The organism is Streptococcus macedonicus ACA-DC 198 (genome assembly GCA_000283635.1).
In the GTDB taxonomy this organism is placed as follows: domain Bacteria; phylum Bacillota; class Bacilli; order Lactobacillales; family Streptococcaceae; genus Streptococcus; species Streptococcus macedonicus.
This window is the reverse complement of the sequence record HE613569.1, coordinates 521,652-548,182: the sequence shown is the minus strand read 5'-3', so window position 1 is coordinate 548,182 and position 26,531 is coordinate 521,652. Positions and strand designations below refer to the sequence as shown.

At 38.2% G+C, this 26,531-nt stretch carries 25 protein-coding genes and 3 pseudogenes; 2 read left to right on the top strand and 26 right to left on the bottom strand.

Features of this window, described 5'->3' with window-relative positions; all coding sequences use genetic code 11:
- Positions 1 to 3: 3 nt before the first annotated feature.
- From trpB to SMA_RS02840, 21 genes and pseudogenes are all read right to left on the bottom strand, one after another.
- Positions 4 to 1,206, bottom strand: coding sequence for a tryptophan synthase subunit beta (gene trpB / locus SMA_RS02940; RefSeq protein WP_014294137.1), 1,203 nt, complete (start codon positions 1,204 to 1,206; stop codon positions 4 to 6).
- The gene (locus SMA_RS02935) at positions 1,203 to 1,784 is read right to left on the bottom strand and encodes a phosphoribosylanthranilate isomerase (protein ID WP_014294136.1); all 582 of its coding nucleotides are present in this window, start codon (positions 1,782 to 1,784) and stop codon (positions 1,203 to 1,205) included. Before SMA_RS02935 ends, trpB begins: the two co-directional genes overlap by 4 nt.
- The gene (trpC, locus tag SMA_RS02930) at positions 1,771 to 2,538 is read right to left on the bottom strand and encodes an indole-3-glycerol phosphate synthase TrpC (RefSeq protein WP_014294135.1); all 768 of its coding nucleotides are present in this window, start codon (positions 2,536 to 2,538) and stop codon (positions 1,771 to 1,773) included. Before trpC ends, SMA_RS02935 begins: the two co-directional genes overlap by 14 nt.
- Positions 2,535 to 3,539, bottom strand: coding sequence for an anthranilate phosphoribosyltransferase (gene trpD / locus SMA_RS02925; protein WP_014294134.1), 1,005 nt, complete (start codon positions 3,537 to 3,539; stop codon positions 2,535 to 2,537). Before trpD ends, trpC begins: the two co-directional genes overlap by 4 nt.
- 14 nt (positions 3,540 to 3,553) lie before the next feature.
- Positions 3,554 to 4,123 carry an aminodeoxychorismate/anthranilate synthase component II gene (locus SMA_RS02920; protein WP_009853664.1) on the bottom strand — a complete coding sequence of 190 codons (570 nt, stop codon included), beginning with the start codon at positions 4,121 to 4,123 and terminating at the stop codon, positions 3,554 to 3,556.
- Positions 4,120 to 5,475, bottom strand: coding sequence for an anthranilate synthase component I (trpE, locus tag SMA_RS02915; protein WP_014294133.1), 1,356 nt, complete (start codon positions 5,473 to 5,475; stop codon positions 4,120 to 4,122). Before trpE ends, SMA_RS02920 begins: the two co-directional genes overlap by 4 nt.
- Positions 5,476 to 5,488: 13 nt before the next feature.
- A complete protein-coding gene (locus SMA_RS02910) occupies positions 5,489 to 5,782 on the bottom strand; it encodes a chorismate mutase (protein WP_014294132.1) in 294 nt (97 codons plus the stop codon).
- A gap of 939 nt (positions 5,783 to 6,721) precedes the next feature.
- Entirely contained in the window at positions 6,722 to 7,885 is a 1,164-nt protein-coding gene (locus SMA_RS02905) for a permease (RefSeq protein WP_014294131.1), read from the bottom strand.
- Positions 7,886 to 8,526: 641 nt separating this feature from the next.
- On the bottom strand, positions 8,527 to 8,685 hold the full coding sequence (locus SMA_RS11835; RefSeq protein ID WP_014294130.1) for a hypothetical protein: 159 nt from the start codon (positions 8,683 to 8,685) through the stop codon (positions 8,527 to 8,529).
- 121 nt (positions 8,686 to 8,806) lie between these two features.
- Complete coding sequence (locus tag SMA_RS02895) at positions 8,807 to 9,403, bottom strand: response regulator transcription factor (protein WP_014294129.1); 597 nt, start codon at positions 9,401 to 9,403, stop codon at positions 8,807 to 8,809.
- Position 9,404: 1 nt separating this feature from the next.
- Positions 9,405 to 10,496, bottom strand: a complete 1,092-nt coding sequence (locus tag SMA_RS02890; protein WP_014294128.1) for a sensor histidine kinase — start codon at positions 10,494 to 10,496, stop codon at positions 9,405 to 9,407.
- Entirely contained in the window at positions 10,493 to 11,224 is a 732-nt protein-coding gene (locus SMA_RS02885) for an ABC transporter permease (RefSeq protein WP_014294127.1), read from the bottom strand. The genes SMA_RS02890 and SMA_RS02885 overlap by 4 nt, the downstream gene beginning before the upstream one ends.
- A complete protein-coding gene (locus SMA_RS02880; RefSeq protein WP_014294126.1) occupies positions 11,221 to 12,099 on the bottom strand; it encodes an ABC transporter ATP-binding protein in 879 nt (292 codons plus the stop codon). Before SMA_RS02880 ends, SMA_RS02885 begins: the two co-directional genes overlap by 4 nt.
- 340 nt (positions 12,100 to 12,439) lie before the next feature.
- Positions 12,440 to 14,185 carry an ABC transporter ATP-binding protein gene (locus SMA_RS02875; protein WP_014294125.1) on the bottom strand — a complete coding sequence of 582 codons (1,746 nt, stop codon included), beginning with the start codon at positions 14,183 to 14,185 and terminating at the stop codon, positions 12,440 to 12,442.
- Positions 14,175 to 15,920 (bottom strand): ABC transporter ATP-binding protein, encoded by a 1,746-nt coding sequence (locus SMA_RS02870; RefSeq protein ID WP_014294124.1) that lies wholly within the window; start codon positions 15,918 to 15,920, stop codon positions 14,175 to 14,177. The genes SMA_RS02875 and SMA_RS02870 overlap by 11 nt, the downstream gene beginning before the upstream one ends.
- A gap of 181 nt (positions 15,921 to 16,101) precedes the next feature.
- Positions 16,102 to 16,620 (bottom strand): VanZ family protein, encoded by a 519-nt coding sequence (locus SMA_RS02865; protein WP_044563210.1) that lies wholly within the window; start codon positions 16,618 to 16,620, stop codon positions 16,102 to 16,104.
- 2 nt (positions 16,621 to 16,622) lie between these two features.
- Positions 16,623 to 17,729: a dual-specificity RNA methyltransferase RlmN gene (gene rlmN / locus SMA_RS02860; RefSeq protein ID WP_014294122.1), complete on the bottom strand. Its 1,107-nt coding sequence runs from the start codon at positions 17,727 to 17,729 to the stop codon at positions 16,623 to 16,625.
- Between the two features lie 21 nt (positions 17,730 to 17,750).
- Positions 17,751 to 18,329: a YutD family protein gene (locus SMA_RS02855; RefSeq protein WP_014294121.1), complete on the bottom strand. Its 579-nt coding sequence runs from the start codon at positions 18,327 to 18,329 to the stop codon at positions 17,751 to 17,753.
- 31 nt (positions 18,330 to 18,360) lie between these two features.
- The gene (locus SMA_RS02850; protein WP_014294120.1) at positions 18,361 to 19,686 is read right to left on the bottom strand and encodes a bifunctional metallophosphatase/5'-nucleotidase; all 1,326 of its coding nucleotides are present in this window, start codon (positions 19,684 to 19,686) and stop codon (positions 18,361 to 18,363) included.
- A gap of 112 nt (positions 19,687 to 19,798) precedes the next feature.
- Complete coding sequence (locus SMA_RS02845; protein WP_014294119.1) at positions 19,799 to 20,308, bottom strand: hypothetical protein; 510 nt, start codon at positions 20,306 to 20,308, stop codon at positions 19,799 to 19,801.
- A gap of 138 nt (positions 20,309 to 20,446) precedes the next feature.
- Positions 20,447 to 21,116, bottom strand: a pseudogene (locus tag SMA_RS02840) (MIP/aquaporin family protein).
- A 75-nt stretch (positions 21,117 to 21,191) separates the two neighbouring features.
- Here SMA_RS02840 and SMA_RS02835 point away from each other — a divergent pair.
- A pseudogene (locus tag SMA_RS02835) lies at positions 21,192 to 21,680 on the top strand (transposase); the annotation flags it as partial.
- Positions 21,681 to 21,752: 72 nt separating this feature from the next.
- On the opposite strand, the gene SMA_RS02830 reads toward SMA_RS02835, so the two are convergent.
- The 4 genes from SMA_RS02830 to rsmD all read right to left on the bottom strand — a co-directional run bounded on the left by SMA_RS02830 (position 21,753) and on the right by rsmD (position 24,268).
- Complete coding sequence (locus tag SMA_RS02830; RefSeq protein WP_014294115.1) at positions 21,753 to 22,007, bottom strand: DUF3923 family protein; 255 nt, start codon at positions 22,005 to 22,007, stop codon at positions 21,753 to 21,755.
- Between the two features lie 128 nt (positions 22,008 to 22,135).
- A complete protein-coding gene (locus SMA_RS02825) occupies positions 22,136 to 23,221 on the bottom strand; it encodes a SepM family pheromone-processing serine protease (protein WP_014294114.1) in 1,086 nt (361 codons plus the stop codon).
- A complete protein-coding gene (gene coaD / locus SMA_RS02820; RefSeq protein WP_014294113.1) occupies positions 23,199 to 23,696 on the bottom strand; it encodes a pantetheine-phosphate adenylyltransferase in 498 nt (165 codons plus the stop codon). Before coaD ends, SMA_RS02825 begins: the two co-directional genes overlap by 23 nt.
- A 32-nt stretch (positions 23,697 to 23,728) precedes the next feature.
- The gene (gene rsmD / locus SMA_RS02815) at positions 23,729 to 24,268 is read right to left on the bottom strand and encodes a 16S rRNA (guanine(966)-N(2))-methyltransferase RsmD (RefSeq protein ID WP_039670565.1); all 540 of its coding nucleotides are present in this window, start codon (positions 24,266 to 24,268) and stop codon (positions 23,729 to 23,731) included.
- A 132-nt stretch (positions 24,269 to 24,400) separates the two neighbouring features.
- Between rsmD and SMA_RS02810 the strand changes: the two are divergent.
- Positions 24,401 to 25,159: pseudogene (locus tag SMA_RS02810) on the top strand (hypothetical protein).
- A 133-nt stretch (positions 25,160 to 25,292) separates the two neighbouring features.
- Here the strand turns inward: SMA_RS02810 and asnA are convergent.
- The gene (asnA, locus tag SMA_RS02805; protein WP_014294109.1) at positions 25,293 to 26,285 is read right to left on the bottom strand and encodes an aspartate--ammonia ligase; all 993 of its coding nucleotides are present in this window, start codon (positions 26,283 to 26,285) and stop codon (positions 25,293 to 25,295) included.
- Positions 26,286 to 26,531 lie beyond the last annotated feature (246 nt).

The window sequence follows — 26,531 nt, the reverse complement described above, 5'->3', positions numbered from 1 at the left end:
AGTCTATTTCCCTTCTGCTTCCAAACGTTCTTTTACTTGCACAACATCTTTATCGCCACGTCCAGATAGACAAACAATGATTGATTTATCTGGACCTAATTCTTTAGCCACTTTTTGAGTCAAAGCAATGGCATGGCTTGATTCAAGCGCAGGAATAATCCCTTCCAAACGTGATAGGAGCATAAATGCTTCAAGTGCTTCATCATCAGTAATAGAATCATATGTGGCACGACCGATATCTTTAAAATGACAATGCTCTGGACCAACGCCTGGATAATCAAGACCCGCTGAAATTGAGAAAGCTTCCATGATTTGCCCATGGCGGTCTTGCAAAACATTCATCAAAGCGCCATGCAAAATACCTATGCGTCCTTTGGCAAATGTTGCAGCGTGCTCTTCAGTATCAAGTCCATGTCCTGCTGCTTCAGCACCGTAAAGAGCAACTGATTCATCTTCGACAAATGGATAGAAAAGACCAATCGCATTTGAACCACCGCCAACACAGGCTAGGACAGCATCAGGCAATTTTCCTCCTGAAATCTCTGCATATTGTTTCTTTGCTTCTTGACCGATAACAGATTGGAAGTCACGAACCATTTCAGGGAAAGGTGCAGGTCCGAGAGCTGACCCCATGATGTAGTGTGTATCTTCGATATTAGCTACCCATGCGCGAAGGGCTGCATTTACGGCATCTTTCAAAACGCGTGAACCATCAGTTACAGAAAAGACTTTAGCGCCTAGCAATTCCATACGAAAAACATTTAGTGCTTGGCGTTTTACGTCCTCTTCACCCATGTAAATCGTACATTCCATGTCAAAAAGTGCAGCTGCTGTTGCTGTTGCAACCCCGTGTTGACCAGCACCAGTTTCAGCAATAATTTTCTTTTTACCCATTCGTTTAGCAAGAAGAACTTGACCGAGGGCATTGTTAATTTTATGAGCACCTGTGTGGTTTAGGTCTTCACGTTTGAGGTAAATTTTCGCACCGCCGATATGTTTTGTTAAACGCTCTGCGTAATAAAGCGGTGTTTCACGACCGACATAATTTTTCAAAAGCGCATCGAGTTCTTCTTGAAAGCTTGGGTCTGCCTCAGCTTCGCGGTAAGCTTTATTAAGTTCGATAACCGCAGTCATCAGTGTTTCGGGAACAAATTGTCCACCAAATTTTCCGTAAAATCCATTAGTATCTGGTTGGTTATAGCTCATTTTTTCACACTTTCTATAAATTTTGCAATCTTCAATAAATCTTTTTCACCATCCGTCTCAACACCAGAAGAAACGTCAACAGCGTAAGGATGAAAGAAAGTTATGGCCTGCTGGACATTATCGACAGTTAATCCGCCTGCTAAAAAATATGGCTTCGTGATTTTCTTATCTTTTAATAATTCCCAATTAAATATCTTGCCCGAACCAGCCAAAGGGGCGTCAAATAATAAATAATCCGCTTGACTATCAATTTCTTCCAGTGCTTTTTGGACAGGAATGGCACGAATATTTGGAACATCAATTTTCTTAAAGAGCTCTTCTTCAAAATCTCCATGGATTTGTACAAAATCAAGAGGCACTTTAGTAATCGCTTCTTGAAGTTCCACCAATGTTGGACTTACAAAAACACCCACTTTCTGGACAGTTTCTGGAATAAACTGAGCTAAATAGTTAGCTTGTTTTATGCCAACTTGCCGCTTACTTTTGGCAAAGACAAAACCGATATAATCTGCTCCGCTTTTGACTGCCTGTTCCACGGCTGCTTGTGTTGAAAGCCCGCAAATTTTAACCTTTGTCAATTTGCAACTCCTTCACTTTTTCAGAAACATTATCTGCTTTCATCAATGCCGTGCCAACCAAGATGCCATTGAAAAATGGGGCAACCAAGGCAGCATCGTCTTTGGTGAAAATAGCTGATTCTGAAATATAAACTGGCATTTCTTTGAAATGCGCTGATAATTCTAAGCTGGTATTAATATCTGTTTCAAAAGTCACTAAATTACGGTTATTAACGCCGATAATTTTAGCACCAATGCGATGTGCGACTTCAAATTCAGGTAAATTATGCGTTTCGAGTAAAACTTCTAGTCCTAACCCTGTCGCAAAATCATAAAGCTCTTTCAAGCGAGCTTCTGGCAAAGCTGCCACAATCAACAAAATCACGGTTGCTCCTGCATTACGACTACGAATGATTTGTTTTTCATCAATAATGAAATCTTTGGCAAGTGTTGGAATACTCACTTGACTAGAAATCTGACGGAGGTAATCAATGTCACCTTTAAAGAAGAAAGGGTCTGTCAGCACCGAAATCATTGCCGCACCGCTGTCTTGGTAAGTTTTAGCTTGTTTGACAATGTCGACATCAAGATTAATGTCACCAAGGCTAGGACTAGCTTTTTTAACTTCAGCAATCACTTGAAGTTTCTTGGCATTATTTTTGAGATAGTCATACAGCTTATAAGTCTCACGAAGTGGTTGTAAGGATTTCATTTCTAACTCTTCCACTTCTTTTGCTTTTTGCTTCAAGATAGTTGGGAGAAATTCTTTGCTCATATTTGCACCTCTTGTAATTGGCGAAGCTTAGCAAGGGCTGAACCATCTGCAATCAACTGGCGAGCAAGGGCAACACCCTCTTCTAAACTATCCACTTTTCCATTAGCGTAAAAGCCAAGCCCAGCATTCAATACCGTTGTTTCAAGGTAAGGGCTAGGTTCATTTCGAAGAACGCTCAGCAAAATCTCTGCATTTTGCTTGGCATCTCCACCAACAATATCATCAAGTTCAACTTTTGGCATTCCAAGGTCTTGATAAGTAAACTGATGTAGGCTAATCTTGCCATTATCTAAAAGCGTATAGGTATTGGTACCATATAGCGCTGCTTCATCCATGTTATTTGGACCAGTAATGATAATGGCACGTTGACGACCGAGTTTTTGCATAACTTGCGCAGCCGTTTCTTGCAAATCTGCACGATACAAACCCATTAATTGAGTTTCAAGGTCAAGTGGATTTGCCAAAGGTCCAACAATATTCATAATCGTTGGGATTCCTAAAGCTCTACGAGCTGGACCAATAAAACGCATAGCTGGATGCATGGTTTGCGCAAAGATAAAGGCAAGTCCAACCTCGTCTAGTGCTTTAGAAAGCGTTTCTGGTGAAGCTGCAATATTAACACCCAATTCCTCGAGGACATCGGCAGAACCTGATTTTGATGAAACCGAGCGATTACCACCTTTGGCGATACGAATGCCACCTGCTGCTAGAATAAAGCAAGCTGTTGTTGAAATGTTAAAACTGTAAGATTGGTCACCACCTGTGCCACAATTACACATGGCGTCATCAAATGCTTGCGGTAAATCGGCCGCATGACTTTTAAGCGCACGCACAATTCCAGTAATTTCAGAAGGCGTTTCTCCCTTAACCTTAAGCCCCATGAGAAAAGACGCAATCTCGCTTTCTGAGACATCATTATTTAAAATGCCATCAAAAAGTGCCTCAACTTGTTCTTCGGATAAATCTTCTCTGTTAGCAATTTGATTAAAAAGTTCTTTCATTGTTTTTCCTCGCTTTATTTCTCAACAACTAATCGCACAAAGTTTTCAATCATTTGAAGCCCATCTGGTGAGCCAATACTTTCTGGGTGAAATTGAAGCCCATAGATTGGCAAGTTCTTGTGTTGAATTGCCATAATTTCTTGGTCGTCCGTTGTTTTTGCCACGACCTCAAACTCTTCTGGCATCTCCGTCACAACAATCGAATGATAACGCATTATTGGTAATTCATTTGCTAGATTTGAAAAAACAGGTGATTCTGCCAAAAGCTCAATATCGCTTTGCTTGCCATGCATGACATTTTTAGCCAAGCCGAGCTTTCCACCAAAGGTTTCAGCAATCGCTTGATGCCCAAGACAAATTCCTAAAATAGGTTTCTTTCCAGCAAATAAACGAATCATTTCTTCCAATTTTCCAGCATCAGCTGGCCAACCAGGACCTGGTGATAAAACAAGCGCATCAGCGGTTTGAGCAGCTGCTTCCAATGCCGCATCATCATTTCGCAACACTTGAACGTCTGAAAAAGTTCCCAAATATTGTGCTAGGTTATAGGTAAAAGAATCATAATTATCAATTAGTAAAATCATTGGCTATCCCCTATTCGTGTCATCGCTTTAGCTTTATTAATCGTTTCGTAAAATTCATTTTCTGCTACGCTATCATAAACAATTCCTGCTCCTGCTTGCACGTAAGCTTTTTGATTTTTGAGAATCATTGTCCGAATCGCAATGGCAAAATCCATGTCACCAGTTGCCGAAAGATAACCAATCGCTCCCGCATAAACACCACGCTTTTCTTCTTCCAATTCGTAAATGCGTTTCATGGCACGAATTTTCGGTGCACCTGATACGGTACCAGCTGGTAAAGTCGTTTTCAAAGCATTAATACTTTGCACATCTGGTAGCAATTGCCCCTTAACCACGCTCGTCAAATGCATGACATAACGAAAATACTCAACTTCCATGTATTTCGTCACCTTGACCGTACCGTTTTGAGAAATTCTTCCAATATCATTTCGTCCTAAATCCACTAGCATACGGTGCTCAGTTGTTTCTTTGATGTCAGCTTGCAAGTCTTTAGCTAGCGCAGCATCTTCAGCATCGTTTGCCCCTCTTGGACGTGTGCCTGCAATCGGATTTGTAGTGACTTCGCCATTTTTCACAGAAACCAAACTTTCTGGACTTGCGCCAATAATCTGATAATCGCCAAAATCATAGAAATAGAGATAATTTGACGGATTTGTCACGCGCAAATTGCGATAGTAATCAAGCGGGTCACCCTCAAACGGACTTGAGAAACGTTGACTAAACACGCATTGGAACATATCTCCCTCACGAATTAGTTTCTTAGCCGTATTCACTATCTGTTCAAATTTTTCTTTTTCAATATGGTGCTTGAAGGTTAAAGGATGTAATTCCTGTGGAGAAAATTCATTTGGCGCTTGTGTTTGCAAATCTTTGACGACCTTACCAAGCGCTTGACGTGTCGCATCATTGTCACGATGACTGTAAATATTATCTTCAACCACGTAAACTTTTTCTGTCTTATGATCAAAAATTAAATAAGACTCGTAAACAAAGAAATGCATATCTGGCGTTTCAATAGTATCTTCAGGAATGTCTCCGATATTTTCATAAAGGCTAATCATGTCATAACCGACAAAGCCAATTGCACCGCCACCAAAAGGCAAATCAGTAGCTTCTCCCTTGACCGTTACGTGATTGAGATAATCAAGAGGGTCACCAGTAATGACTTGACCATTTTCGGTTATCTCGCCATTTTCATATTTGATTTCAAAAACAGGATTGTAAGCCACGATTGAAAAACGCGCATTTTCTTTTTCTCGTGGAATTGATTCAAGAATAACCTTATGCTCACCTTGAACTCGCATATAAGCAAGAATAGGTGTTAAAGTATCAGCAGTTAAAATTTTTCGCATAAAAAACTCTTTTCTATTTTTTTGACTGACTATTTACTTCTGTCTCTAACGCTATAAACGCTCCAATCATCGTTCGCCAGATAGCTTCTGCAATGCGAGGAGATGAATTTGCTGCTCGTGCACGCTCACAACAATTTCTAATTCTAATGACTTCTTCAACACGTTCTTGCGTATTTACCGCTTGAGTATCATTCTTAGGTTTTAGGAGCCCTGCTTCTTCAACTAAACACTGTCGTTTAGCTAAATATGTGATTAAGTGTTCGTCTATCTTATCTATTTCTTGACGAACTGCTGCTAAATCTCTCATTACCTCTCCTCCATTTTTAAACAAAAAACCCCACACAGAAAAAACTTCTGTGTGAGGGCGTCTAAAGCTAGTTAGCGCGGTGCCACCTCATTTAACGAAAAATAAGTTTCGTCATCTCTATCTCCTCCAATAAGGAGCTGCACGATAAGGGGTGCCTACCTGAAACGTACCACTAATTCTCAACTCATCATCAGCGTTTGCTTCACTTTGTTTTTAAGAAATCTTTTCGCAGTTTGCTACCTAACTCACTTATGCTAAACAAAAAACCTCACACAGAAAAAAACTTCTGTGTGAGGACGTCTAATCTATTAGCGCGGTGCCACCTCAATTTAACGAAAAATAAGTTTCGTCATCTCTATCTCCTCCAACAAGGAGCTGCACAATAAGGAGTGCCTACCTGAAACGTACCACTAATTCTCAACTCATCATCAGCGTTTGCTTCACTTTGTTTTTAAGAAATCTTTTCGCAGTTTGCTACCTAACTCACTTATGCTAAACAAAAAACCTCACACAGAAAAAAACTTCTGTGTGAGGACGTCTAATCTATTAGCGCGGTGCCACCTCAATTTAACGGAAAATCATGCTCCGTCATCTCTATCTCCTCTAGCAAGGAGCTGCACGATAAGGGGTGCTCACCTGAAAACTATTTCTTATCTTCAACAATATACCATCAGCCCAATTTCACAACCACCTGCTACCCGTTCACAGTAATCACGGGCTCTCTGTAAGCAAATCCTTGTTACTTTCTGATTGATTAACATTATACCCACCGCTTTTCTCCTTGTCAAGCGTTTTTTGAGAATTTTCTAAAAAATACAACATTTTTCACCAAAATGTACGTTTTTAGCCCCTAAAAAGAGCTTTAATGTGAAAAAATATCTCCAAACCACTAGTCACCCGTATTTTCAGACTAAAAGCTTAGAGATGATGTTAAAAAGATTAAAATGATTCAAGCGTAACGGTCATGATTTTCTTTTCTGGAACAGGTAGGCGCTCCAAATGATTGATAAGCCTAATTAGCCATGTAAAAGCTAATAAGAAAGCACTTATTTCAAATGCTGTCAAAGACAAATAGTGAACCACCTCAAAAGCTACTTCGAGTCCAACTAACATGCCTCCAATCACATACGACATTACCAGAAAATCTCGGGTCACATTTGGTAAAAGCCATTTAATACTGATAATCAAGGCAATGATAATAAAAACCAAGTAACCAGCCACACGGGTATGCAAAAGATGTGAGTTGGCATTATTTGGAAAATAGCCAACAGCACCCAAATCAAGCCCTAGTAGAGTTAGCATCACGCGCATCAGTCGTAATTTCCAATTTCTGCCGTATTTTTCACCGAGAGCGATAAAGAGGTAATCAACCAACGCAATTAAAATCAGCGCCGACAACATTAAGGTCAAATTGAATTGCCAGCTATCTTTAGCTTCTTTTGTTCCTAAAAAACTAAGATTAAAGTGCCACCATTGCAATGAACTATTGGTTGCCATGGAGATAAAAACGCCACTAATCATAATAACCATAAATACTGTCGTCAACCAACTTGCTCTAATCTGCTCTGCTATTTGCCCCCAAAGCGCACTTAGAGCATAAATCGAAATCCCTAAAAGCAAGGTAGCTGTTAATTTATCAAAAGACGCTCCTGTAAAAATCTGTTCCAATAGCCAACCAAACCCTAGCAAAGCCAGCAACAAAATAACCGTAAAGGATATGATAATGACGGGAAGCATCCGCCAGAAAACACGTGCTTTTAGCCCACCCAGAAATAGACGACGATTGAGAATGAAGGTAATGGTAAAAATTGCCATTCCTAGCACCCCGCCAAAGCCAATCAAAAAGGTGATAATCGAGTAGTCGCCAACTAATAAAATCTGACTCTTGTCCTGCATAGAACTAATGGCAAAAAAGACCACACTAAGCAAAACAGTCGCAATAATTAATACCCAACTCGAAAGGGTACGCCGTTCAGCCTCTTCTTCTCTTTGCAGCACTAATTTATCAGCGTATAACTCGGCTTCCAGCTCTTGCCCACTCGCAAGATTCAACTGGTCAATAATGTCTGTGTTTAAAACAATATGCAATCTTTCTTTATTCATATCATCATTATATCATCTAACATGTTTTTTCAAAACAACTTATTTTTTATTCTCCAGACCAAAGAAAATATCTTTTATTGATACCTTCCACGATAATTGGTTTGAGTGACATAAACAAAGAGGCTGCGCATCTTTGCCTCAACCTCCTCTAAAATAATTTCACTTTATAACAACACTTATCATAGCTAAAATCCATAAATGCAAAGAATAAAAAAAATAGAAAAAACACTTTTGATAAAGTCTTGATTGCCCTTTTTCACCATTCCATTATAGAGGTGCATAAAAGAAGTCACTAAAAATCCCATCCGATACGAATTCACACAAAACAACTCAAAGCCTTATTTTATGACTAAACTCAAGCCACCATAAAGCGTAAAGAAATAGATCACCGCTTGTTTTGCCTTTTGGTGATAAAAACAGATGGAATAATGGGTAAACCATCTTCACTTATTACCATGCCCCCAACAGCAAGTGCTACCGCCCACCACATTTAGCAAAGTTCTTTTAATTTCCTTTGACTTTCTTAGCTGTATCAATCAGCCATATCACGCTAAATGATATCGCTAAGGTCAAAAAGATACTTCAGAAATCTCTTTTTCTTTCAATAAAGCCAGTGAAATAAGTCACAAATCTACATCAAGCTATTCACAACCTTTTGTAATATTCTTTTCGAGAGTAGGTACGAAAAAATCCCTCAGCCAAAATAAAAAAGCAACAAATTGAATTAATAAATGAATAATACTTGGCAAACCAGCAAAACGAAGATAAATATTATCAAAGACAATAAAATAGTTACGCATAATTTTCTACCACCTCATCTCAGAAACAAAAAATATACATGGTATCAACTTTTAAAAGATGCGCTTTCATTGATGATATTACATTGCCAAGCAGTTGCTTTCAGCTAGAAAAAATTTCCCCCTACACCCATCCGTGTTCTTCGGAGATTCTTATGGCTTCTACGCGGTTGTTGGCGGATAATTTGTTAAGGATAGATGAGATGTAATTTCGGACAGTTCCGTTTGAGAGGTAAAGGGTATCAGCGATTTCTTGGTTTGTTTTGCCAAGTGATATTAATTGTAATATGCGTTTTTCTTGTTGGCTAAGTGGGTTATCTTGGGTCATCATGTTTTCCATGAGCTCTGATGAGTATTCCTTTTTCCCTGCAAGCACCGTGTGAATGGTCGTCATGAGTTCTGATGTTGAGCGATCTTTTAGGACATAAGCGTCAACACCTGCCTTAACGGCTCGTTCAAAATAGCCCACGCGCTTAAACGTGGTCACAATAATCACTTTCATTTCCTTATGTTTTCGAATCCATTCCAAAACATCCAGACCTGATTTTTTCGGCATTTCCACATCAAGGATAGCCACATCAACATTTTCCACTTGTAACATGCCAATAGCTTGCACGCCATCTCCTGCTTGCAAAATCTCATCGACATCATCTTCCATAAGAAGCAATTGGCACAGCGCGTCTCGCAACATGGATTGGTCCTCGGCAACTAACAATTTCATCTTAATTCTCCTTTGAACTGATACTAACTTGAATCATAGTTGGTTTAGCTTGAGATAAAATCTCCATATCTCCCTTGACAAACAGCAAACGGTCACGAATGGATTTTAATTCATTTCCTGTTAAGTCGTCAAAACCAATTCCATCATCTGTAATGGTCATCACTAATTTTTCTTGGTTTTCAAAAAGGTGAATACGGCAAGTTTGCGCTTGGCTGTGCTTGATGACGTTATTGCTTAATTCACGCAAAATCATACCGATACTTGACTGCATCAAGGGTGCCATGGCTTCCACATTCAAATCATTTTGCAGCTGATAATCAATATCTGTCATGGCAAAAAACTCATTCAAATGCTCAATTTCTTCGCTCACCGTTCTGAATTTGAGATTATTGATAATGTTTCTGACATCATGCATGGAAGAACGACTGGTTTGATTCAATTCTTCCAACTCTTTTTTGACAAGGTCATATTTTTCTTTTTCCAATTGCTTGAGTGCTAATTCTGTTTTTAAGGTCATTGCCGCAAAAACTTGCCCCAAAGTATCATGCAAATCACGCCCAATACGGTTTCGCTCATTTTCAGCCAATAAAAGATTAATGGTGCGATTCTTTTCCATGATTGCTTTTCGTTGAATTTCATTTTTTTGATCATCCATCCAATAAACTAAAATGCCATAATTAACAACAGGAACCAAAAAAATCATTACCCGTGACGATAAGTCATCTGCCAAACTGACACCAGCAATAATCATAAACAGCATTGCTAAATCATAAGCGAGAAATCGAAAGGAAGTGTAATTATCTTGAAATCGAAAAACTAGCAAACTATTAAAATAAAAGGTAAACCACATCATGCCACCATCTACATAAATTGTCATATAAACAATATAAAGTAGCATAAAAATCCAGCAAAGGTTTGTTAGGATATTTTCTTCAAAATGTGTGAGAAATAAATAGCTTAGTAAAAACAGAAAAGTTATCCCAAGTGTCCAAGTTGGGTAATCAAAAAAGAATGCCCCTAAAACAGGGAATGCTAGAAATGCTAATGGCATATAAAATAACGGATGAATGCCCCTAATTCTTTTCAATATCATTTAACCTCAGTTTTATTCTTAATCATAAGCGCTAATGCTGCTATTATTATGACATAGCCGAGTATGATAATCAAGGACTTGCCATTTATCTGCCCCTTTTGAGCAAACTGTGTCACCAATTGATTCACATGATAAACTGGTGTTACTTTAGAAATCTTTTGCATCCAGTCTGGGAAATTCTCAATCGGCATCCATGAACCACCGATAATGGCTAAACCAATGAAAGAAATATCTCCGACAATCGTCATTAATTGTTGTGATTTAATTTGTGAAATTAATAGCCCAAATGCTAAGAAAAGGAAACTTGATACCAACAACAAAGCACCTGCTCCAAACCAACGACTAAGTGGCATGCTCACCCCGCGGAAAATAGCTCCAAATAAAAAGGTCGCCACGATAGAAAGTAAGAAGCAAAACAAGACACGAATCACTTTTGCCAAATAATACTGCCAAATAGGAACAGAAGAATGTTCAATATAAGTCAACCAATGATTCGTTTTATCCTCAACAAGCATAGCTGGAAATGAGAAAAATCCAAAACTTGACATAGAAAAAGCAGTCATTGTCAGCATGTAAGCTGTCACAAGCACTTTTTGTTCTTCAGAATTCGACGACAGTTCCATACCTGAGAAAAACAAGAAAAAGAAAACAGGCATACCAATCGACAAAACAAAGGTCATCCAAAAACGCCATGTTTTAATCCATTCAATTTTCAATAAAGCAATCATTTTTCATCCTCCTGTGTTTGGTCAAACAATGTATTTAATAACGTTTTATTTTGAATTTCAATATCGGTAATCTGGCAACCTTGCTCTTGCAATTTCTGCCAGACACTATCAATCTCTTTGGTCATAAATGTCACCGTGTCGTTTTTCAGTTCAATATTATCAATATGTGGTAATTTTTCCACTATCGGCAAAAAGGTTTTTGGTAAAGTCAGCTGTTTTTCGTGTTCAGCTTCTCGCATGGCAAACGGTGTCGTATCACGCAGCAATTTTCCATGATGCAAGACCAAAATGCGTTCTGCCGTATGTTCCACTTCTTCAATATAATGGCTCGAATAAAAAATCGTTACACCCTTTGCTTTCAGACTTTGGATAATCTGCCAAAAATGCTGACGTGTTGAGGTATCCATTGCTGCCGTTGGTTCGTCTAAGAAAAGAATTTTCGGTTGGCTAATGAGGCATAAGGCAAATGCTAATAAGCGTTTTTGTCCACCAGACAATTTCTCTGTCAATTGGGCTTTTTGTTCCTCGCTAAATTGCAAAATCTTATCAATTTCTTGGTCTACTAAAGGTGTCTTGGCAATGGACTTGAAAAATTCAATGAGTTCAGACACTCTTAACTTTTGCGGCAAACGATTTTCCTGTGGTAACACGGCTACGATTTCTTTTAATTGCTGACTTTTCGGTGCTAAAGCATTGATGACTATCTTTCCTTTGCTGATTTTCAAATCACCTAACAAGCATGACATCAAGGTTGTTTTACCAGCGCCATTAGGACCAATCAATGCCACACAATCTCCAGCAACTACTTCAAAGGAAATATCTTGCAAAATCGACTTTCCTTTAATTGTTTTAGATAAATTCTCAACTGTTATCATTTCATTATCTCCAATTTTCTCATCTGTGATAAATTTATTTTATGAAAAAATAGCCAAGCTTTTTAGCTCATAATGTCATGATATCACATGACTTTTGTCATGTTTTAGAGACTAAAAAAGAAGCTGGGACAAAAAGTGCTCAGCTTCTTTGTTTACATAGTTATTATTTACAAGACGCAGTAGTTTGGACTTCAACAATCTGGGGATAGACCGTTTTAGGTCAGCAACAAGAAATTAAGACTTACTGAGAAATCAAGTTTCTGCGAAACTACTGATTCGCCTTTTAATTTTTAGGTTCATGAATAAAGTCTCCACTAGAGACTTTATTTGTCTCACTCCCTTAGTTCTCCATCATGCCTGCTTGTAATTGATACATGCGATAGTAAGTACCTTTTTGGCTAAGGAGTTCGTCATGGTTGCCAGATTCGATAATCTTGCCTTTGTCCAGCACGTAAATGCAATTAGCATCTTGAATCGTTGACAAACGGTGCGCAATAGCAATCGTTGTCCGACCTTGGCGCATTTTTTTCAATGATTCTTGAACAATGGTTTCAGTTTCAGAATCAATATTAGCTGTCGCTTCATCAAGGATAAGGATTTTAGGCTGACTAGCCACGGTTCTTGCAAAAGCTATTAACTGACGTTGTCCTGTTGAAAAACTCGAACCACGTTCGGTGACTTTTGTCTCGTATTTTTCAGGTAATTTTTGAATGAATTGATCAGCATCTACAAATGCCGCAGCGGCTTGAACAGCTTCGTCTGAAATATCCTGATACATCTTGATATTGGACTTAATTGTACCATGATATAAGAAAGGTTCTTGCAAAACGAGACCGATATTACGGCGCAACTCTTCTTTAGGATACTCACGAATATCAACGCCGTCAAGCAAAACTTCTCCAGACTGAAATTCATAAAAGCGCATGAAAACATTGATAATCGATGATTTACCAGAACCTGTCGAGCCAACAAAGGCAATCGTTTCGCCTTGATTTACCTTAAATGAGATATTATCTAAAATTTGGCGTTCACCGTCATAAGAAAAGCTGACATTTTTAAATTCAATATTCCCAGCTTGCACGGTTGCTTCGCCATTTTTTTGTTCAGGTTCGTACTGCCGTTCATCAATCAAATCAAACACACGACCAGCTGAAACCATTGACGTTTGTAGCGTTGAAAAATTCTGCGTCACTTCAATCAAAGGGTCAAATAATCGATTAACATACTGAATGAAAGCGTACATTAACCCTGCTGAAATCCCAATTTCCATGCCACGAAAACCAAAATAAGCCATTAAAATAGCATAAGCAAGGAGTTTTAACAGCGACATAGCTGGGCGAAGAAAAAGACTATCTAACGCCATGGAACGATTGGCATAGAGCACGTGCTCCTCATTAATCGCTTCAAATTCGTCTTTCAAACGGTCCTCTTGACTAAAAGATTGAATGATACGTATCCCTTCAATACTCTCAGAAAGTTTACTGTTAATATCCGACAACAAAGCACGTGTCCTTTCAATGACTGCAACCGACTTCTTACGATAAAGATTAACCAAAATAAAAATAAAGGGGAGAAAAATAGCAACCCAACCCGTCAAAACAGCGTTCAATCTTAACATGGTCAATAACGTTACCGTGAAAATGAAAATCGCTGAAATAAAACTAGACAAAATTCCTGAAAACATATCACTGACAGCTTCCGTATCATTGGTTAAACGCGACACAATCGAACCTGCTGGCGTCTGGTCAAAATAAGCCATTCCCAGTTTTTCCATATTGGCAAAGGCATCTCGACGAATGTCTCGGACAATGCTGTATGACACACGCGCAAAATAGAAATTCCCAAAATATTGGATAATCGTCTGCAAGACATACATGAGATAATAACCAACCAAAATCAACATAGCTGTCTGATTCATATCAGTCAAAAAATGATCGATAAAGTAAGAAGCAATCAAAGGAATGACACTTCTTACCACCGTCGTCAACAATAGCAAAGCTAAAGCCAAAGCTGTCAAAAATTTATATGGCTTGAGATAGCTCATGAGACGCTTAAAAACCCGCCATTGATTTGCATTATTCTTCATCAGCATCTTCTTCCATTTCTAATTGTTGAGCTTCATAGGTATCAGCGTACCAACCACCTTGTTTAATAAGTTCCTCGTGACGACCACGCTCAATAATATGTCCGTCTTGCAGCACCAAAATCAAATCAGCATGAACCACTGCACTTAAACGATGCGCCGTGATAATCGTTGACTTATTCTGCCGTGTTTCTTTAAGATTTTCAATAATTGCATGCTCGGTCTTGGCATCAACCGCTGAAAGAGAATCATCTAAAATCAAAATATCAGGGTCAAGAATCATGGCACGACTCATGGCAATACGTTGCTTTTGCCCACCAGACAGACTGACACCCTTTTCACCAATCACTGTCTCAAAACCGTCAGGCATTGCTACAATATCGTCATAAACCCTCGCTAATTTAGCTGCTGCTTCAACCTGCGCCAAAGAGCTTTTCGGATTCCCAAAACGAATATTTTCTAAAATACTCGTCGCAAATAAAAATTGGTCTTGGGGAACATAGCCAATCAAGCGACGTAAATCAGCCAATCGATATTCTCTAATATCATGCCCGTCAAGCGTGATTTGTCCCTCTTGCAAATCATATTCCCGCAGTAGCAAGCGAATTAAAGTTGTCTTTCCAGAACCTGTTTGCCCAACTAAGCCCAAAGTCTGACCTTGTTCAAGCGCAAAATGAATATCCGCAAGCGTTTCTTCATTTTCATAGTGAAAAGCATCGATATCGTAAACCAAACGCCCATTTTTAATCGCTGGGAGTGGATTTTCGGCTTCTTTAACATCTGATTCTTGTTGCAATAGCTGACTAATTCGCTCATAGGAAACCGATCCACGTTGCACCATATTGAATAAAAAACCAATCGCCATCAAAGGCCAGACAAGCATATCTAAGTAAGTAATAAACGTTACCAGACTACCGACCGTCACATGACCAGCCGCAACCATGATTGCTCCCATAAATAATGTTAACACATAGCTTGCTCCGATAAATAAAAGCACCAAAGGGTCAAACATGACATCATACTTCATGGTCGTCATATTTTTCTTGAAAGTCATTTCATTGGTCTCTTGGAAAGACTGTAACTCATCATCTTGATAACCAAAAGATTTAGTCACCTTGATACCAGAAACCGACTCTTGAACCTTGTTATTAAGCTCTGAAAAAGCCGCTTGAGATTGACTAAACGCCTTGTGCGTTTGACGTCCTAAACGACTGGTTGCATAAGCCATGAACGGCAACGGAATAATGGCAACCAAGGTCATTTGCCAAGAAATCGTAAAAAACATGGTAATTAAGGTTACCATGGCTGTAATCGTGGCATCAACTGCTGACATCACACCACCACCAGCTAAACGTGTCAAGGCATTAATATCATTCGTTGCATGCGCCATCAAATCACCTGTTCGGTATTTTTGATAAAAACTCGGTGACATTTTTGTGAAATGGTCAAAAAGCCTAAAGCGCATAATTTGCCCCAAACGATAAGACGTTCCAAAAATGTACATGCGCCAAATGTAACGCAAAAAATACATGGCAACTGCTGATAAGACTAGCCACAATAAATTTAATAGTAATTCAGAGTGTGTTAAATCGCCCGCCGTCACACGGTCGATAACTGTTCCCATAACTTTAGGTGGAATAAGATTTAAAACCGCCACCAAACTCAGAGAAATAATCCCAATCAGATAGCGCCTTTTCTCCTGACGAAAAAACCACCAGAGATCTTTTATAATTTTCATAAAACCTACTTTCTAGCTGCTATTATACACCTTGGAGTGAACTCTAAGTCAAGTTATATTTCCTCATCAACTCATCTTAGCATTATTTCACACCACGTAAACTAAAACACGACTCACGACTTCAATAATAAAAGAGCAAGACAACTATTCATTGGAAAATAGTCATCTCACTCTTTATAACCTAATTTTCTCTTTGATATTTCTGATATTGTTTGACAAACCACTGATAAGCTAAAAAGGCTAGCAAACCACCCAAGGTATTTGTCCAAAGGTCATCAATTTCAAAAACACGATTAGCATTGTACAGCAAATCCACCACAATCTGTGTAGTTTCAATGCAAAGACTGATAATAAACGCCAATAACGTAGCTCTTTGCGACGTTCTCAATTTCGGACATAATGCTACCACCCCTAGCATTAAGGGAAAAAGCAGAAAAATATTCATCACATTTTGCGCAATTACCAAAAAAATCTCCAAAAATCCGTCTAATTGGCTAAACCCAACAAACGTGTTAAAGGGCATAAGCAAGAAACGTAAACGACCGTAATAAATGATATTTGGTGTTTCAATACCATCAATGGTCGTTTGTGGGCTAAAGCACATCAAACAAATGGCTATGGCGTATAAAACCACAAGCACCTTTATAATCCGACGTCCCATTGGCGTTAATTCAGCAGTCTTATCCAAAAATCTTGACATCATTAGTTTGTTTTTTCAGCAACAGCTTTTTGACGGTCACGTTTCATAGTATTTGAACGCAACTGTCCACAAGCTGCATCAATATCAGTTCCGTGTTCTTGACGAACGACACAGTTAACCCCATTTTTCTTGAGAACATCGTAAAAAGCAGCTACACGTTCTTTACTTGAACGGCTGTATTGGTCATGCTCTGATACTGGATTGTACGGAATCAAGTTAATATAAGACAACTTGCGGATTTTCTTCGTCAAATCAGCCAATTCTTGCGCATTTTCTGGAAAATCATTGACTTCATTTAGCATGATATACTCAAATGTCACACGACGATTTGTTGTTTCAACGTAATATTCAATCGCTGCAAAAAGTTTTTCAAGTGGGAATGAACGGTTAACACGCATGATTTGTGAACGCAATTCGTTGTTTGGCGCATGAAGTGACACAGCAAGGTTCACTTGCAAGCTTTCGTGGGCGAAATCACGGATTTTATGTGCTAAACCTGATGTTGAAACCGTAATATGACGCGCACCAATTGCTAAACCATTGTCATCATTAATCGTACGTAGGAAGCGTAAAACATTGTTGTAATTGTCAAATGGTTCACCAATTCCCATGACAACCACGTGACTCACACGCTCATCTTGACCACGTTCATCAAAATATTTTTGCACCATCATGATTTGTGATGTAATTTCGCCACTTGTCAAATCACGCTGTTTTTTAATCAATCCGCTAGCGCAGAATGAGCACCCCATGTCACAACCAACTTGTGATGTCACACAGACTGATAAGCCATAATGCTGGCGCATCAATACTGTTTCAATCAACATGCCATCAGGCAATTCAAACAAATATTTGACTGTTCCGTCAGAAGCTTCTTGAACCACACGTTGTTTCAAAGGATTCAAGCAGAAGTTTTCATTCAAAACAGCGATACAATCTTTTGAGATGTTTGTCATTTCTTCAAAAGATTGGACACGTTTACGGTAAAGCCAATCCCAAATTTGTGTCGCACGGAATTTCTTTTCCCCGTGTTCGATTGCCCATTCAATCAATTCATCACGTGTTAAACCGTAAATCGAGGGCTTCATGTCCTTAGTTTCTGTTTGCATTCTGTAAATACCAAATCCTTCCTATTTCTCTTTTCGGCGAATCACAAATTGTTTTTTTGCCGATTGAATTTCTTTTTGTTGTTCTCGTTTTTGTTGATGTTCACCACATACTTTTGTATCTTTACGTTTTTGGCTCTTAAAATGTTTATTTGCCGAGCGGTCAGATTTTTTAGGTTCTGATTTCTTTTTCTGTGATGAGCGTTTTTGTGATTTATGACGTTTCGTTGGCTTATCGTCGTCAGATTTAACACGACGAGGCTCTAAATTTTCAAGCACAAAATAAGCACAACCAAAATTACAATATTCCTTAATGTAATCGTCTAGACGTGAGATGCGATTTGTTTTCTTAACATCTCGGTCATCCTTGTAAAATCCCTTCAAACGTAACTGTTCATTTCCCCAATCACCGACAATATAATCGTATTTTAGTAAAATTCCTGAAAAACGTTGACTAAACACAGTTGCATCAAAAGCATTCTTCTCATTTTCCAAAATTAACAATTCAATATCATCACTCTTGACACGGTCAGAGAACACCACAAATTGCGGACCGGGGAATTTATTGTAATTGTACATTTCAGGAGAGATATCTTTTCTCATCGGTCTCCTCTCTTAATCGCTAAAATTCATATTATTTTTTAAGGTAGGTCTCTACCAGTTCACGTAGTAATTCGGGAAAAAGTAACTCTGCTTGGTGAGATTTTATGGTCTCAAAATAACGTGCAAAGTAATACTGGTCAACTAAGACTAAACTGATAGTGTCCTTTTCATTCGTAACCTTTTTATTATACACTATTTTTCCATTTTTGTAATCAAAGCCGCTAGTTAAAACCCTACCAAATTCCTTTCCGCGAAAGCCCATGCCACGGATTTGTTGATTAGCTAACAATTCTGCTTGTGAAAAGACGTCTTTGCAAATCGTCGTTAATTCGTTAGTCGTCACTTCTAGTCTTGCCAAGCGCATTTGATGTGGTAAGGAATGATGTAGTGTATCCTTGGTGACATTTTTAGAAAATGGGGTCACCACTAAACCAGAATTTATCATGGCAATATCTGCATTAGCGTATTCTTTCATTGCTGCCATAACGATTTGACATGACTCATCAAGGCTTAATTCATGGTCAAAAGATTTGACTACTTCTTGGCTTAACAGTTTGCGACCATTCGCTTCAACTGTTTCTATCCATTCTTTATCACCAGGCTTACTTGGCATATGACTCGTTTCGTGGGTATGAATGGTGATATCGCTCAGCTCATGGTGCTCAAAGGTCAAGTTGATTTCACCAGCCAACTGACCATATTTTCCAGCAGCGGCTAAATAAGTGCCATTAAGACAAGCACCGTCCTCAAAGACATGATGCGTGTGAGCACCAATAATCAAGTCAATTTCTGGCACTTCTGCGGTGATTTTTTCATCCAATGGCAAACCAAGATGACTCAATAAAATATGGAAATCTGCTGATTTGACCTCTGGAATTTCCAAATCACGCTTTAAGCATGTGATTGGGTCCAGCACTTGCCAACCACCTGGATGATACGTTAGGTAATAAGGAAAAGTGTAGGCTAAAAAGACAATCTTTGTCCCAAGAGCTGTCTCATAAACCTTGTAAGGCTTAGCCCACGTTGGACGCCCAGCTTTATCCTCTAAATTTCCTAAAATCACATCAAAATTGGCACTTTCGTAGACTTGATTGAGCATCTTTTTAGCTAGTCCAATGCCCTCGTTATTCCCAATTGTCGCAAAATCAATGCCTAGCTCATTCATCAATTGAACATTATATTTTCCTTGCGTTGCATCAGTCATCGGATGCCAACGATCAATATTGTCACCAACATCAATCTTGATAACCTCAGCATCTTGGTCAGCATAATCTTGGAAGAATCGTTTTAATCTTGGATAGGTTTCAAAATGCGAATGCCAATCATTTAAATGTAAAATCGTTAGCTTTTCTGTCATAGTTTTATTATAGCATTTTCCGTGTAAATAGTGATATTCTAGCGTTTTTAAGCCATTTTTATCACAAAAAAAATAAGCCAGACTTTAAAAAGCTAACTCATCCTACTACTTTTTAAGGATACATTGTCCGATAAATCGTTTTAAGCATCTTTCTTACTTCTTTTTTGACGATATTGAGTAATTTCGTCTGTTGCGTCGTTGTTATAGCAACATCATTTCCTTGAGCATCTCTTACCATTTGATAAGCGATATTAAAATCACCATCTAACTCAAAATAAACCGACACTTCTTGCTCATCTTCTGTCGTTTCAAATGTCACAAAAAAGGCACTACTATTGCTTGATGACTCAATCGTAATCGCTGGCGTACCAGTTGTCGTGAGCGGTACAATCCGATTATGCATGACGTAATCAACTTTATCCACTTCATAGTCAGCCTCTTCAATAACAGTTACATAACGTTGACTGTTCATTAACACATCTGGCTGCTCAAATAACGTTCCATGTTCATAAGCCCTTTTAAAATCGTTACGGCGGTCAACATGATAGCCAATAACAGAACAAACTGTCGTGATACCAAGTAGCGTTATCACTACCAATAACCGCTTACCTTTAGCCGACATGCCTACTTCTCCGAAACTTAATCATCATTTTTAACATCTCCTTTTACTCTTTTTAATTAACATCCTAAATGAGAGCCCTTTAAAAAACATCTGTACACACAAACTGCACTAGTTAAAACTAATGCAGATTATCATATGTTATTCTGTTTCAAGTAAACTTTGCGAAACAATAGAAGCTAGAACTCCACCAACAATTGGTGCCAAGATGAAAATTCAAATTTGACTTAAAGCATCTCCACCTGCCAAAAGCGCTGGCGCTAAACTACGTGCTGGATTAGCTGACATACCCGTTACTGGAATACCAACAAAATGAATTAACGTCAAGGTCAGTCCGATAACCAAACCTGCCAACTGAGCATTGCCTTTTCGACTCGAAGTTACTGTTAAAATAACTAAAATAAAGATAAAGGTTAAAATCACTTCTACTAAGAAGCCTGTCACAAGACTGTAGCCATCCGCAACAACATTTTGCCCTAAAGTAGCATTATCACCAGTAATGGCTAAAAGTGCAAAACTGCCAAGAAGTGCTCCCACAACCTGTCCTAAAATATAAGTACCAAGTTCCTTACTTCAATACGTTTATTCAAGTACATTGCAATCGAAACCGCTGGATTCAAATCGCACCTGAAACTGTACCAATACTGTAAGCAGAAGCCACAATCGTTAAGCCAAATGCCAATGCAATCTACGCATAGCCAACAACACTATCTGCTCCACTGCCCAAGACAGCTGCTCCTGTCCCAAGAAAAACCAAAACAAATGTCCCAATTCGTTCTGCAAAGAATTTTTTTGACCTTGAATTTACAATATAAGTGCACAATAAAAACTCATAAGATTTTCTAGTAAAATAGGATTGAACAAACATCTTACGAAAGGAAATCTTATGAGCTACCATCATTTTACCATAGATGAACGAGAAAGTATTTATCGTACTAAAGGGATGACCTTTTCTCAAATAGCACGACTATTACATCGGCACCCCTCAAGTATTAGCCGTGAATTAAAACGTCATTCCAAACAAGGCAACTATTCGCCTAGTAGGGCACAAACAGCTTATCGTCTCGCTAAATCGCATTGTGGGCGAAAAAGGAAATTAGAAATAGACACTGAACTCAGTCAGACCGTCAAGCATCTTTTTCTTGAGTGTCAATGGTCGCCAGAAGAAATTGAGGGACAATTACGTTTAGAACGAGAAAGACACGTCATTAGTTATCAAACCATTTATAGAGCTATCTATCGCGGTCACTTTGACGACACGTCTCTTTCACATGGTGCTCGTGGGGTTGTTCGCAAACTTCGTCACCATGGTAAAACACGCCATACAAAATCCCATGTGGAAAAGCGAGGAAAAATTCCTATTTCTCATACCATTTAAAGTATTGTTTTTATTAAACTAAGCATAAAAAATGAATCAGACTCTATAAATCCAACTCATCATCTACTATTAAACCACATGCCTATCTTCTTGTTTTCTTGCTTGTTTAATGTGTTTAAAAAACATATATCCCACACCCTGACACATCCAAACAAAAGCATAACAGAGAGTCCACATCAAAAATGTTAACCATTTCATTTCCATTGTCTGATAAACTCCATCGCTATTAATCGACCGAATAAATATCAACAAACTCACATCTAAAAATATAAATAAAATGGCAAGATTAAACCAAATCACAAATCGCTTTTGCCAGTTCGTCATAACTCCCTCCTATCTATTGTTACTAATCTACTGCTACATTTTAAGAAAATTTTACCCAATGAAGCTTAAGAAAAAATTAATTTAAAGTGAACAAAAAACATCTCCGTACTCACAGAGATGTTTTCGTTTTAATCATTGTTTCGTAGATAGTCAATTGCTTCTTGGACCGTTGTGACTGGGACGATTTTCATATCGGTATCGAGGTCTTTAGCAGCTTCGACAGCTTCTTCATAGTTCGTTTTCGCATCAGGATCTTTTTTCAATGTTTCCTCATCCACAGGGTTATTTGGAACAAAGAAAATATCCGCACCAGCTTTAGCAGCAGCAACAACTTTGAGTGCTGCGCCACCAATATCCCCGACTGAACCATCTGATTCAATCGTACCTGTACCAGCAATTTTACGACCTTTACGCAAATCTTCACCATTTAATTGGTCATAAATATCAAGCGTAAACATCAAACCAGCACTTGGACCACCGACACCACTCGTATGAAAATCAACATCAACATCTGATGACACCGACGTATGATCTACCAAACCGATTCCGATACCATTTTTTCCATTTGACAATTCAATAATTTTCCCTGTGGCTTCTTTTGCTTCGCCGTCTGATGTATATTGAACTGTTACCTCAGACCCTAAATCCAAATCAGCCACATAGGCCATTAATTCTGCCGAACTGTTAAATGTCTGACCATTAACCCCAGTTACCGTATCAGCGATATTCAAAATCCCTTTAAACGTCGAATTATCACTAACATTTAAAACATAAACCCCTTGATAATCAAGCGTCGCTTCCTTTCCTGCCAAGGTTAAGGCTTGATAAGTCGCTGTATTTTGAGAGGTTTCCATGTAATACTCATTGATACGAAGATAATCAGCATTGCTATAACCACCAGTCACATCTGCGGCTGTCGAAATTTCTGTGTAGGGAGTTAACCAAGCATAAACCAATTGTGCCAAGGTCGCCTGACTAACCTTGACAGCCACAAAATTATAAGAGCCATCTTCATCATCTTCCTTATTATCAACTGTTAAAACGCTACGAATATCATAAACACCACCAGGCATTTCAATATAGTAATCAAGCGGATACAACAAGCTAAATAGTAAGAAAGCAATGCCTACAACACCTAATATCCACCACTTAAAGCGATATAAAATACGACCCAACTTTTTCAAAATCTCTTTAAATCTTTTTAAGATTGCCATATTTTTCCTCCACTTTTTTGACAACACTTGTTGGCACAAAATCTGAAATATCTGAATGGAAATAAATCAATTCACGGATGCGACTTGATGAGACATGAACCAAATCAGGAGAGCTCAATAAAAAAACACTCTCAATCTCTAACGCCAGATAATGATTATAAAACGCTAAATCAGCCTCGTACTCTAAATCTTTCCCATTACGGAGACCACGCACGAGATAACCAACTTCTAAACGCTTAGCAATATCCACCACCAAAGAATCACGCGCTGTAATCACTTTAACGTTCGGAAATTCTTGCAGTGCTTCTTCTAACATCTGCCGTCTCTCTTCAACGCTAAAGAAGCCATTCTTAGCTTTATTGTAAAAAATGCCCACAAAAAGTGTGTCAAACAACTTGCTTGCACGTGCTATGATATCAAGATGCCCATTTGTCACAGGGTCAAAAGACCCCGTAAATAAACCAATTTTAGCCATATTGTCTCCATTAGTGATAAAATCACTCAATTCTACCTAACATATACCGTAACCTTACTAATGCCATATGTTTTTTGTTTCCAGATGCCAAAATTTGAAATTTTTTCTGGTAAATCAACAGCTTTATCCGTCTCACAAACCAGCATGACATCCTCAGACAAAAGCCCTGCTTCTTCTAATTCCGTAATATTTTTGACAATTTCTTCCTTAGCGTATGGTGGATCTAAAAGTACCAAATCAAACTGTCCACTAACAACGCCAATTGCCTTATTAGCATTCATTTTCAACAAGTGAAATTGCTGCTCAGACTTTGTCATTTTGATATTTTCTAAAATAATAGCTTGCGCTTGACGATTGCGTTCAACCAGCACAGCTTCATCCATTCCGCGTGAAATAGCTTCAATCGCTAAACTTCCACTACCAGAAAACAAATCTAAAACACGTCCACCATCAAAAAATGGACCAATCATATTAAAAATAGCACCTTTAACCTTATCTGTTGTCGGACGCGTAATTTTTCCATCTAGCGTCTTTAAAGGACGCCCACCAAATTTTCCTGCTACAACTCTCATAATAACCATTATAGCAAAATTCAAATAAAATACCTTAAAAAATGATCAAGTCATCTTTACACTAAAAATGAGATTTGATGTGATTATTGTGATAATTTTAATTGTCAAAGTTTTTAGGATAAAGGAGTTATGATGAATTTTAAAACTTTCTTTAAAGACAAGAAAAATCTTGCCATTACCATTTTATCGGTATTATTGATTGCTAGTTTTTCTAATCAAGGTAACCAAAGTCAAGAATTTTCCCAAGCAGAGGATAAGATTGAACAGCTTAGCCAAGATGCCAAATAAGCCAAATCAGACTTAAAAGATAGCCAAGATGAAATGGCTGATTTTAAAGAAGAAAATGCTAATTACATTGAAATCGGCAAAAAGGAAATTCAAAAGACTAAAGAGATTGAAAACAGTGCAGAAACTGCCGTAAAAAATTTCGAAAAAGACCAAACGCAGGCTAATCTTGTTTTAGCAACAAGTAAAGTTGATGCTGTTACAGACGCTGACAAAAAAGAGAAATTTCAAAAGCGTATCGCAACTGTCAAAACAGCCATTGAAGCTAAAAAAGAAAAAGAACTAGAAGATAAAGCAGAAACTGCGGTTAAAAACCTTGAAAATAACCAATCGCGTGATAACATTGATGATGCTAAAATTAAAGTTAATGCGGTAAATAATTCAACTAAAAAGGAAGCTTTCAACAACCATATCAACGCTGTCGTTTCAGCTATTGAAGCCAAAGAAGCCGAAGCTGCTAAACAAGCTCAAGAACAAGCTGCTGCTAAACAGGCACAACAACAAACTGCTAGTGGATACTCTAGAGATGCTCGTGGCAGATGGCATCGTCCAAATGGACAATACGCTTCAAAAGCTGAAATTGCTGCAGCAGGTCTTCCGTGGTAAGCAATTTAATTTAAATAATTTTACAAAAGTTGTTAGAAAATCGCTCTAACAACTTTTTCTATTCCCAAAATCAAAAAGCCGACTAGTTATCCTAGCCGACTTTTCTTAGTCCTTAAAATAAGATTTCTTCTACTTAAAGAATATTTTCGTAAGTGTCACGAACTTCTTGTGGCCAAACACTTGATTGAACTTCTCCGATATGTTTCTTACGGAGCAAGAACATTGCCATACGAGATTGACCGATACCACCTCCGATAGTAAGTGGGAAGAGACCATTAAGAAGAGCTTTATGCCATTCTAGTTGTAAACGATCTTCGTCACCAGTGATTTTAACTTGACGTCTGAGAGCTTCCTCGTCAACACGAATACCCATTGATGACAATTCAAAAGCAGAATTCAAAGCTTCATTCCAAACAATGATATCACCATTAAGACCGTGGTAACCATTTTCTGATTCAGAAGTCCAGTCATCGTAGTCAGGTGCACGACCATCATGACGTTGACCATCTGGCAAAATACCACCAATACCGATAAGGAAAATTGCTCCAAATTCTTTAGCGGCAGCATTTTCACGTTCTTTCGGTGTCAAATCTGGATAACGTTCTACCAATTCTTCTGTGTGGATGAATGTGATTTTCTTAGGCAAAACAGCTTCGATATCAAAACGAGCTTCAACAGCCAATTCTGTCAAACGAATAGCCTTATAAACTTGTTCAACTGTTTCTTTCAAATATTCGATGTTGCGACGACCATTTGGAATAACTTTTTCCCAATCCCATTGGTCAACATAAATAGAGTGGATTGGATCTAATTCTTCTTCGTCTGGTCGGAGAGCTTTCATGTGTACGAAAAACCCTTCTCCTTCATTGAAGCCAAAACGTGCTAAGGTATGACGTTTCCACTTAGCAAGTGAATGAACAACTTCATATTCAGCATCAGGAATACGTTTTATGTGCACTGATACGGGATTTTCAATACCATTCAAATTATCTTGCATACCATCCCCGACCTGACTGAGAATAGGTCCTTGCACTTCAACGATGTCAAGTTTATCAATCAAATATTGAGTGAAAGTATTCTTGACAAAAGAAATCTCCTGCTGTTGCTGAATAAAGCTTTTCTTCATATGCTTCTCCTTAAAAATTTTTTATTGAAATACCAAAATGATAAATAAAGATAGTGAGATAATTTTGTATTTCGTGACCGCTTTTACAACGATAGAGCTATTATACACCTAAGATTTTAAAAAATAAATACTTTTTTGAAAATTTCTACAATTTTTTTGAGTTTATGTTATAAAACCTTACATTTATTTAGAATAAGTCAATCATATCAAGGAATTTCAGTCATTTTTATCAAAAAAATATAAGAA

What these genes read in the sequence shown, in the direction of transcription:
- trpB (WP_014294137.1), bottom strand. Translation starts at nt 1,206, where the DNA reads ATGAGCTATAACCAACCAGATACTAATGGATTTTACGGAAAATTTGGT.
- trpC (WP_014294135.1), bottom strand. Translation starts at nt 2,538, where the DNA reads ATGAGCAAAGAATTTCTCCCAACTATCTTGAAGCAAAAAGCAAAAGAA.
- trpD (WP_014294134.1), bottom strand. Translation starts at nt 3,539, where the DNA reads ATGAAAGAACTTTTTAATCAAATTGCTAACAGAGAAGATTTATCCGAA.
- SMA_RS02920 (WP_009853664.1), bottom strand. Translation starts at nt 4,123, where the DNA reads ATGATTTTACTAATTGATAATTATGATTCTTTTACCTATAACCTAGCA.
- trpE (WP_014294133.1), bottom strand. Translation starts at nt 5,475, where the DNA reads ATGCGAAAAATTTTAACTGCTGATACTTTAACACCTATTCTTGCTTAT.
- SMA_RS02910 (WP_014294132.1), bottom strand. Translation starts at nt 5,782, where the DNA reads ATGAGAGATTTAGCAGCAGTTCGTCAAGAAATAGATAAGATAGACGAA.
- SMA_RS02905 (WP_014294131.1), bottom strand. Translation starts at nt 7,885, where the DNA reads ATGAATAAAGAAAGATTGCATATTGTTTTAAACACAGACATTATTGAC.
- SMA_RS11835 (WP_014294130.1), bottom strand. Translation starts at nt 8,685, where the DNA reads ATGCGTAACTATTTTATTGTCTTTGATAATATTTATCTTCGTTTTGCT.
- SMA_RS02895 (WP_014294129.1), bottom strand. Translation starts at nt 9,403, where the DNA reads ATGAAATTGTTAGTTGCCGAGGACCAATCCATGTTGCGAGACGCGCTG.
- SMA_RS02890 (WP_014294128.1), bottom strand. Translation starts at nt 10,496, where the DNA reads ATGATATTGAAAAGAATTAGGGGCATTCATCCGTTATTTTATATGCCA.
- SMA_RS02885 (WP_014294127.1), bottom strand. Translation starts at nt 11,224, where the DNA reads ATGATTGCTTTATTGAAAATTGAATGGATTAAAACATGGCGTTTTTGG.
- SMA_RS02880 (WP_014294126.1), bottom strand. Translation starts at nt 12,099, where the DNA reads ATGATAACAGTTGAGAATTTATCTAAAACAATTAAAGGAAAGTCGATT.
- SMA_RS02875 (WP_014294125.1), bottom strand. Translation starts at nt 14,185, where the DNA reads ATGAAGAATAATGCAAATCAATGGCGGGTTTTTAAGCGTCTCATGAGC.
- SMA_RS02870 (WP_014294124.1), bottom strand. Translation starts at nt 15,920, where the DNA reads ATGAAAATTATAAAAGATCTCTGGTGGTTTTTTCGTCAGGAGAAAAGG.
- SMA_RS02865 (WP_044563210.1), bottom strand. Translation starts at nt 16,620, where the DNA reads ATGTCAAGATTTTTGGATAAGACTGCTGAATTAACGCCAATGGGACGT.
- rlmN (WP_014294122.1), bottom strand. Translation starts at nt 17,729, where the DNA reads ATGCAAACAGAAACTAAGGACATGAAGCCCTCGATTTACGGTTTAACA.
- SMA_RS02855 (WP_014294121.1), bottom strand. Translation starts at nt 18,329, where the DNA reads ATGAGAAAAGATATCTCTCCTGAAATGTACAATTACAATAAATTCCCC.
- SMA_RS02850 (WP_014294120.1), bottom strand. Translation starts at nt 19,686, where the DNA reads ATGACAGAAAAGCTAACGATTTTACATTTAAATGATTGGCATTCGCAT.
- SMA_RS02845 (WP_014294119.1), bottom strand. Translation starts at nt 20,308, where the DNA reads ATGTCGGCTAAAGGTAAGCGGTTATTGGTAGTGATAACGCTACTTGGT.
- SMA_RS02830 (WP_014294115.1), bottom strand. Translation starts at nt 22,007, where the DNA reads ATGACGAACTGGCAAAAGCGATTTGTGATTTGGTTTAATCTTGCCATT.
- SMA_RS02825 (WP_014294114.1), bottom strand. Translation starts at nt 23,221, where the DNA reads ATGGCAATCTTAAAAAGATTTAAAGAGATTTTGAAAAAGTTGGGTCGT.
- coaD (WP_014294113.1), bottom strand. Translation starts at nt 23,696, where the DNA reads ATGGCTAAAATTGGTTTATTTACGGGGTCTTTTGACCCTGTGACAAAT.
- rsmD (WP_039670565.1), bottom strand. Translation starts at nt 24,268, where the DNA reads ATGAGAGTTGTAGCAGGAAAATTTGGTGGGCGTCCTTTAAAGACGCTA.
- asnA (WP_014294109.1), bottom strand. Translation starts at nt 26,285, where the DNA reads ATGAAGAAAAGCTTTATTCAGCAACAGCAGGAGATTTCTTTTGTCAAG.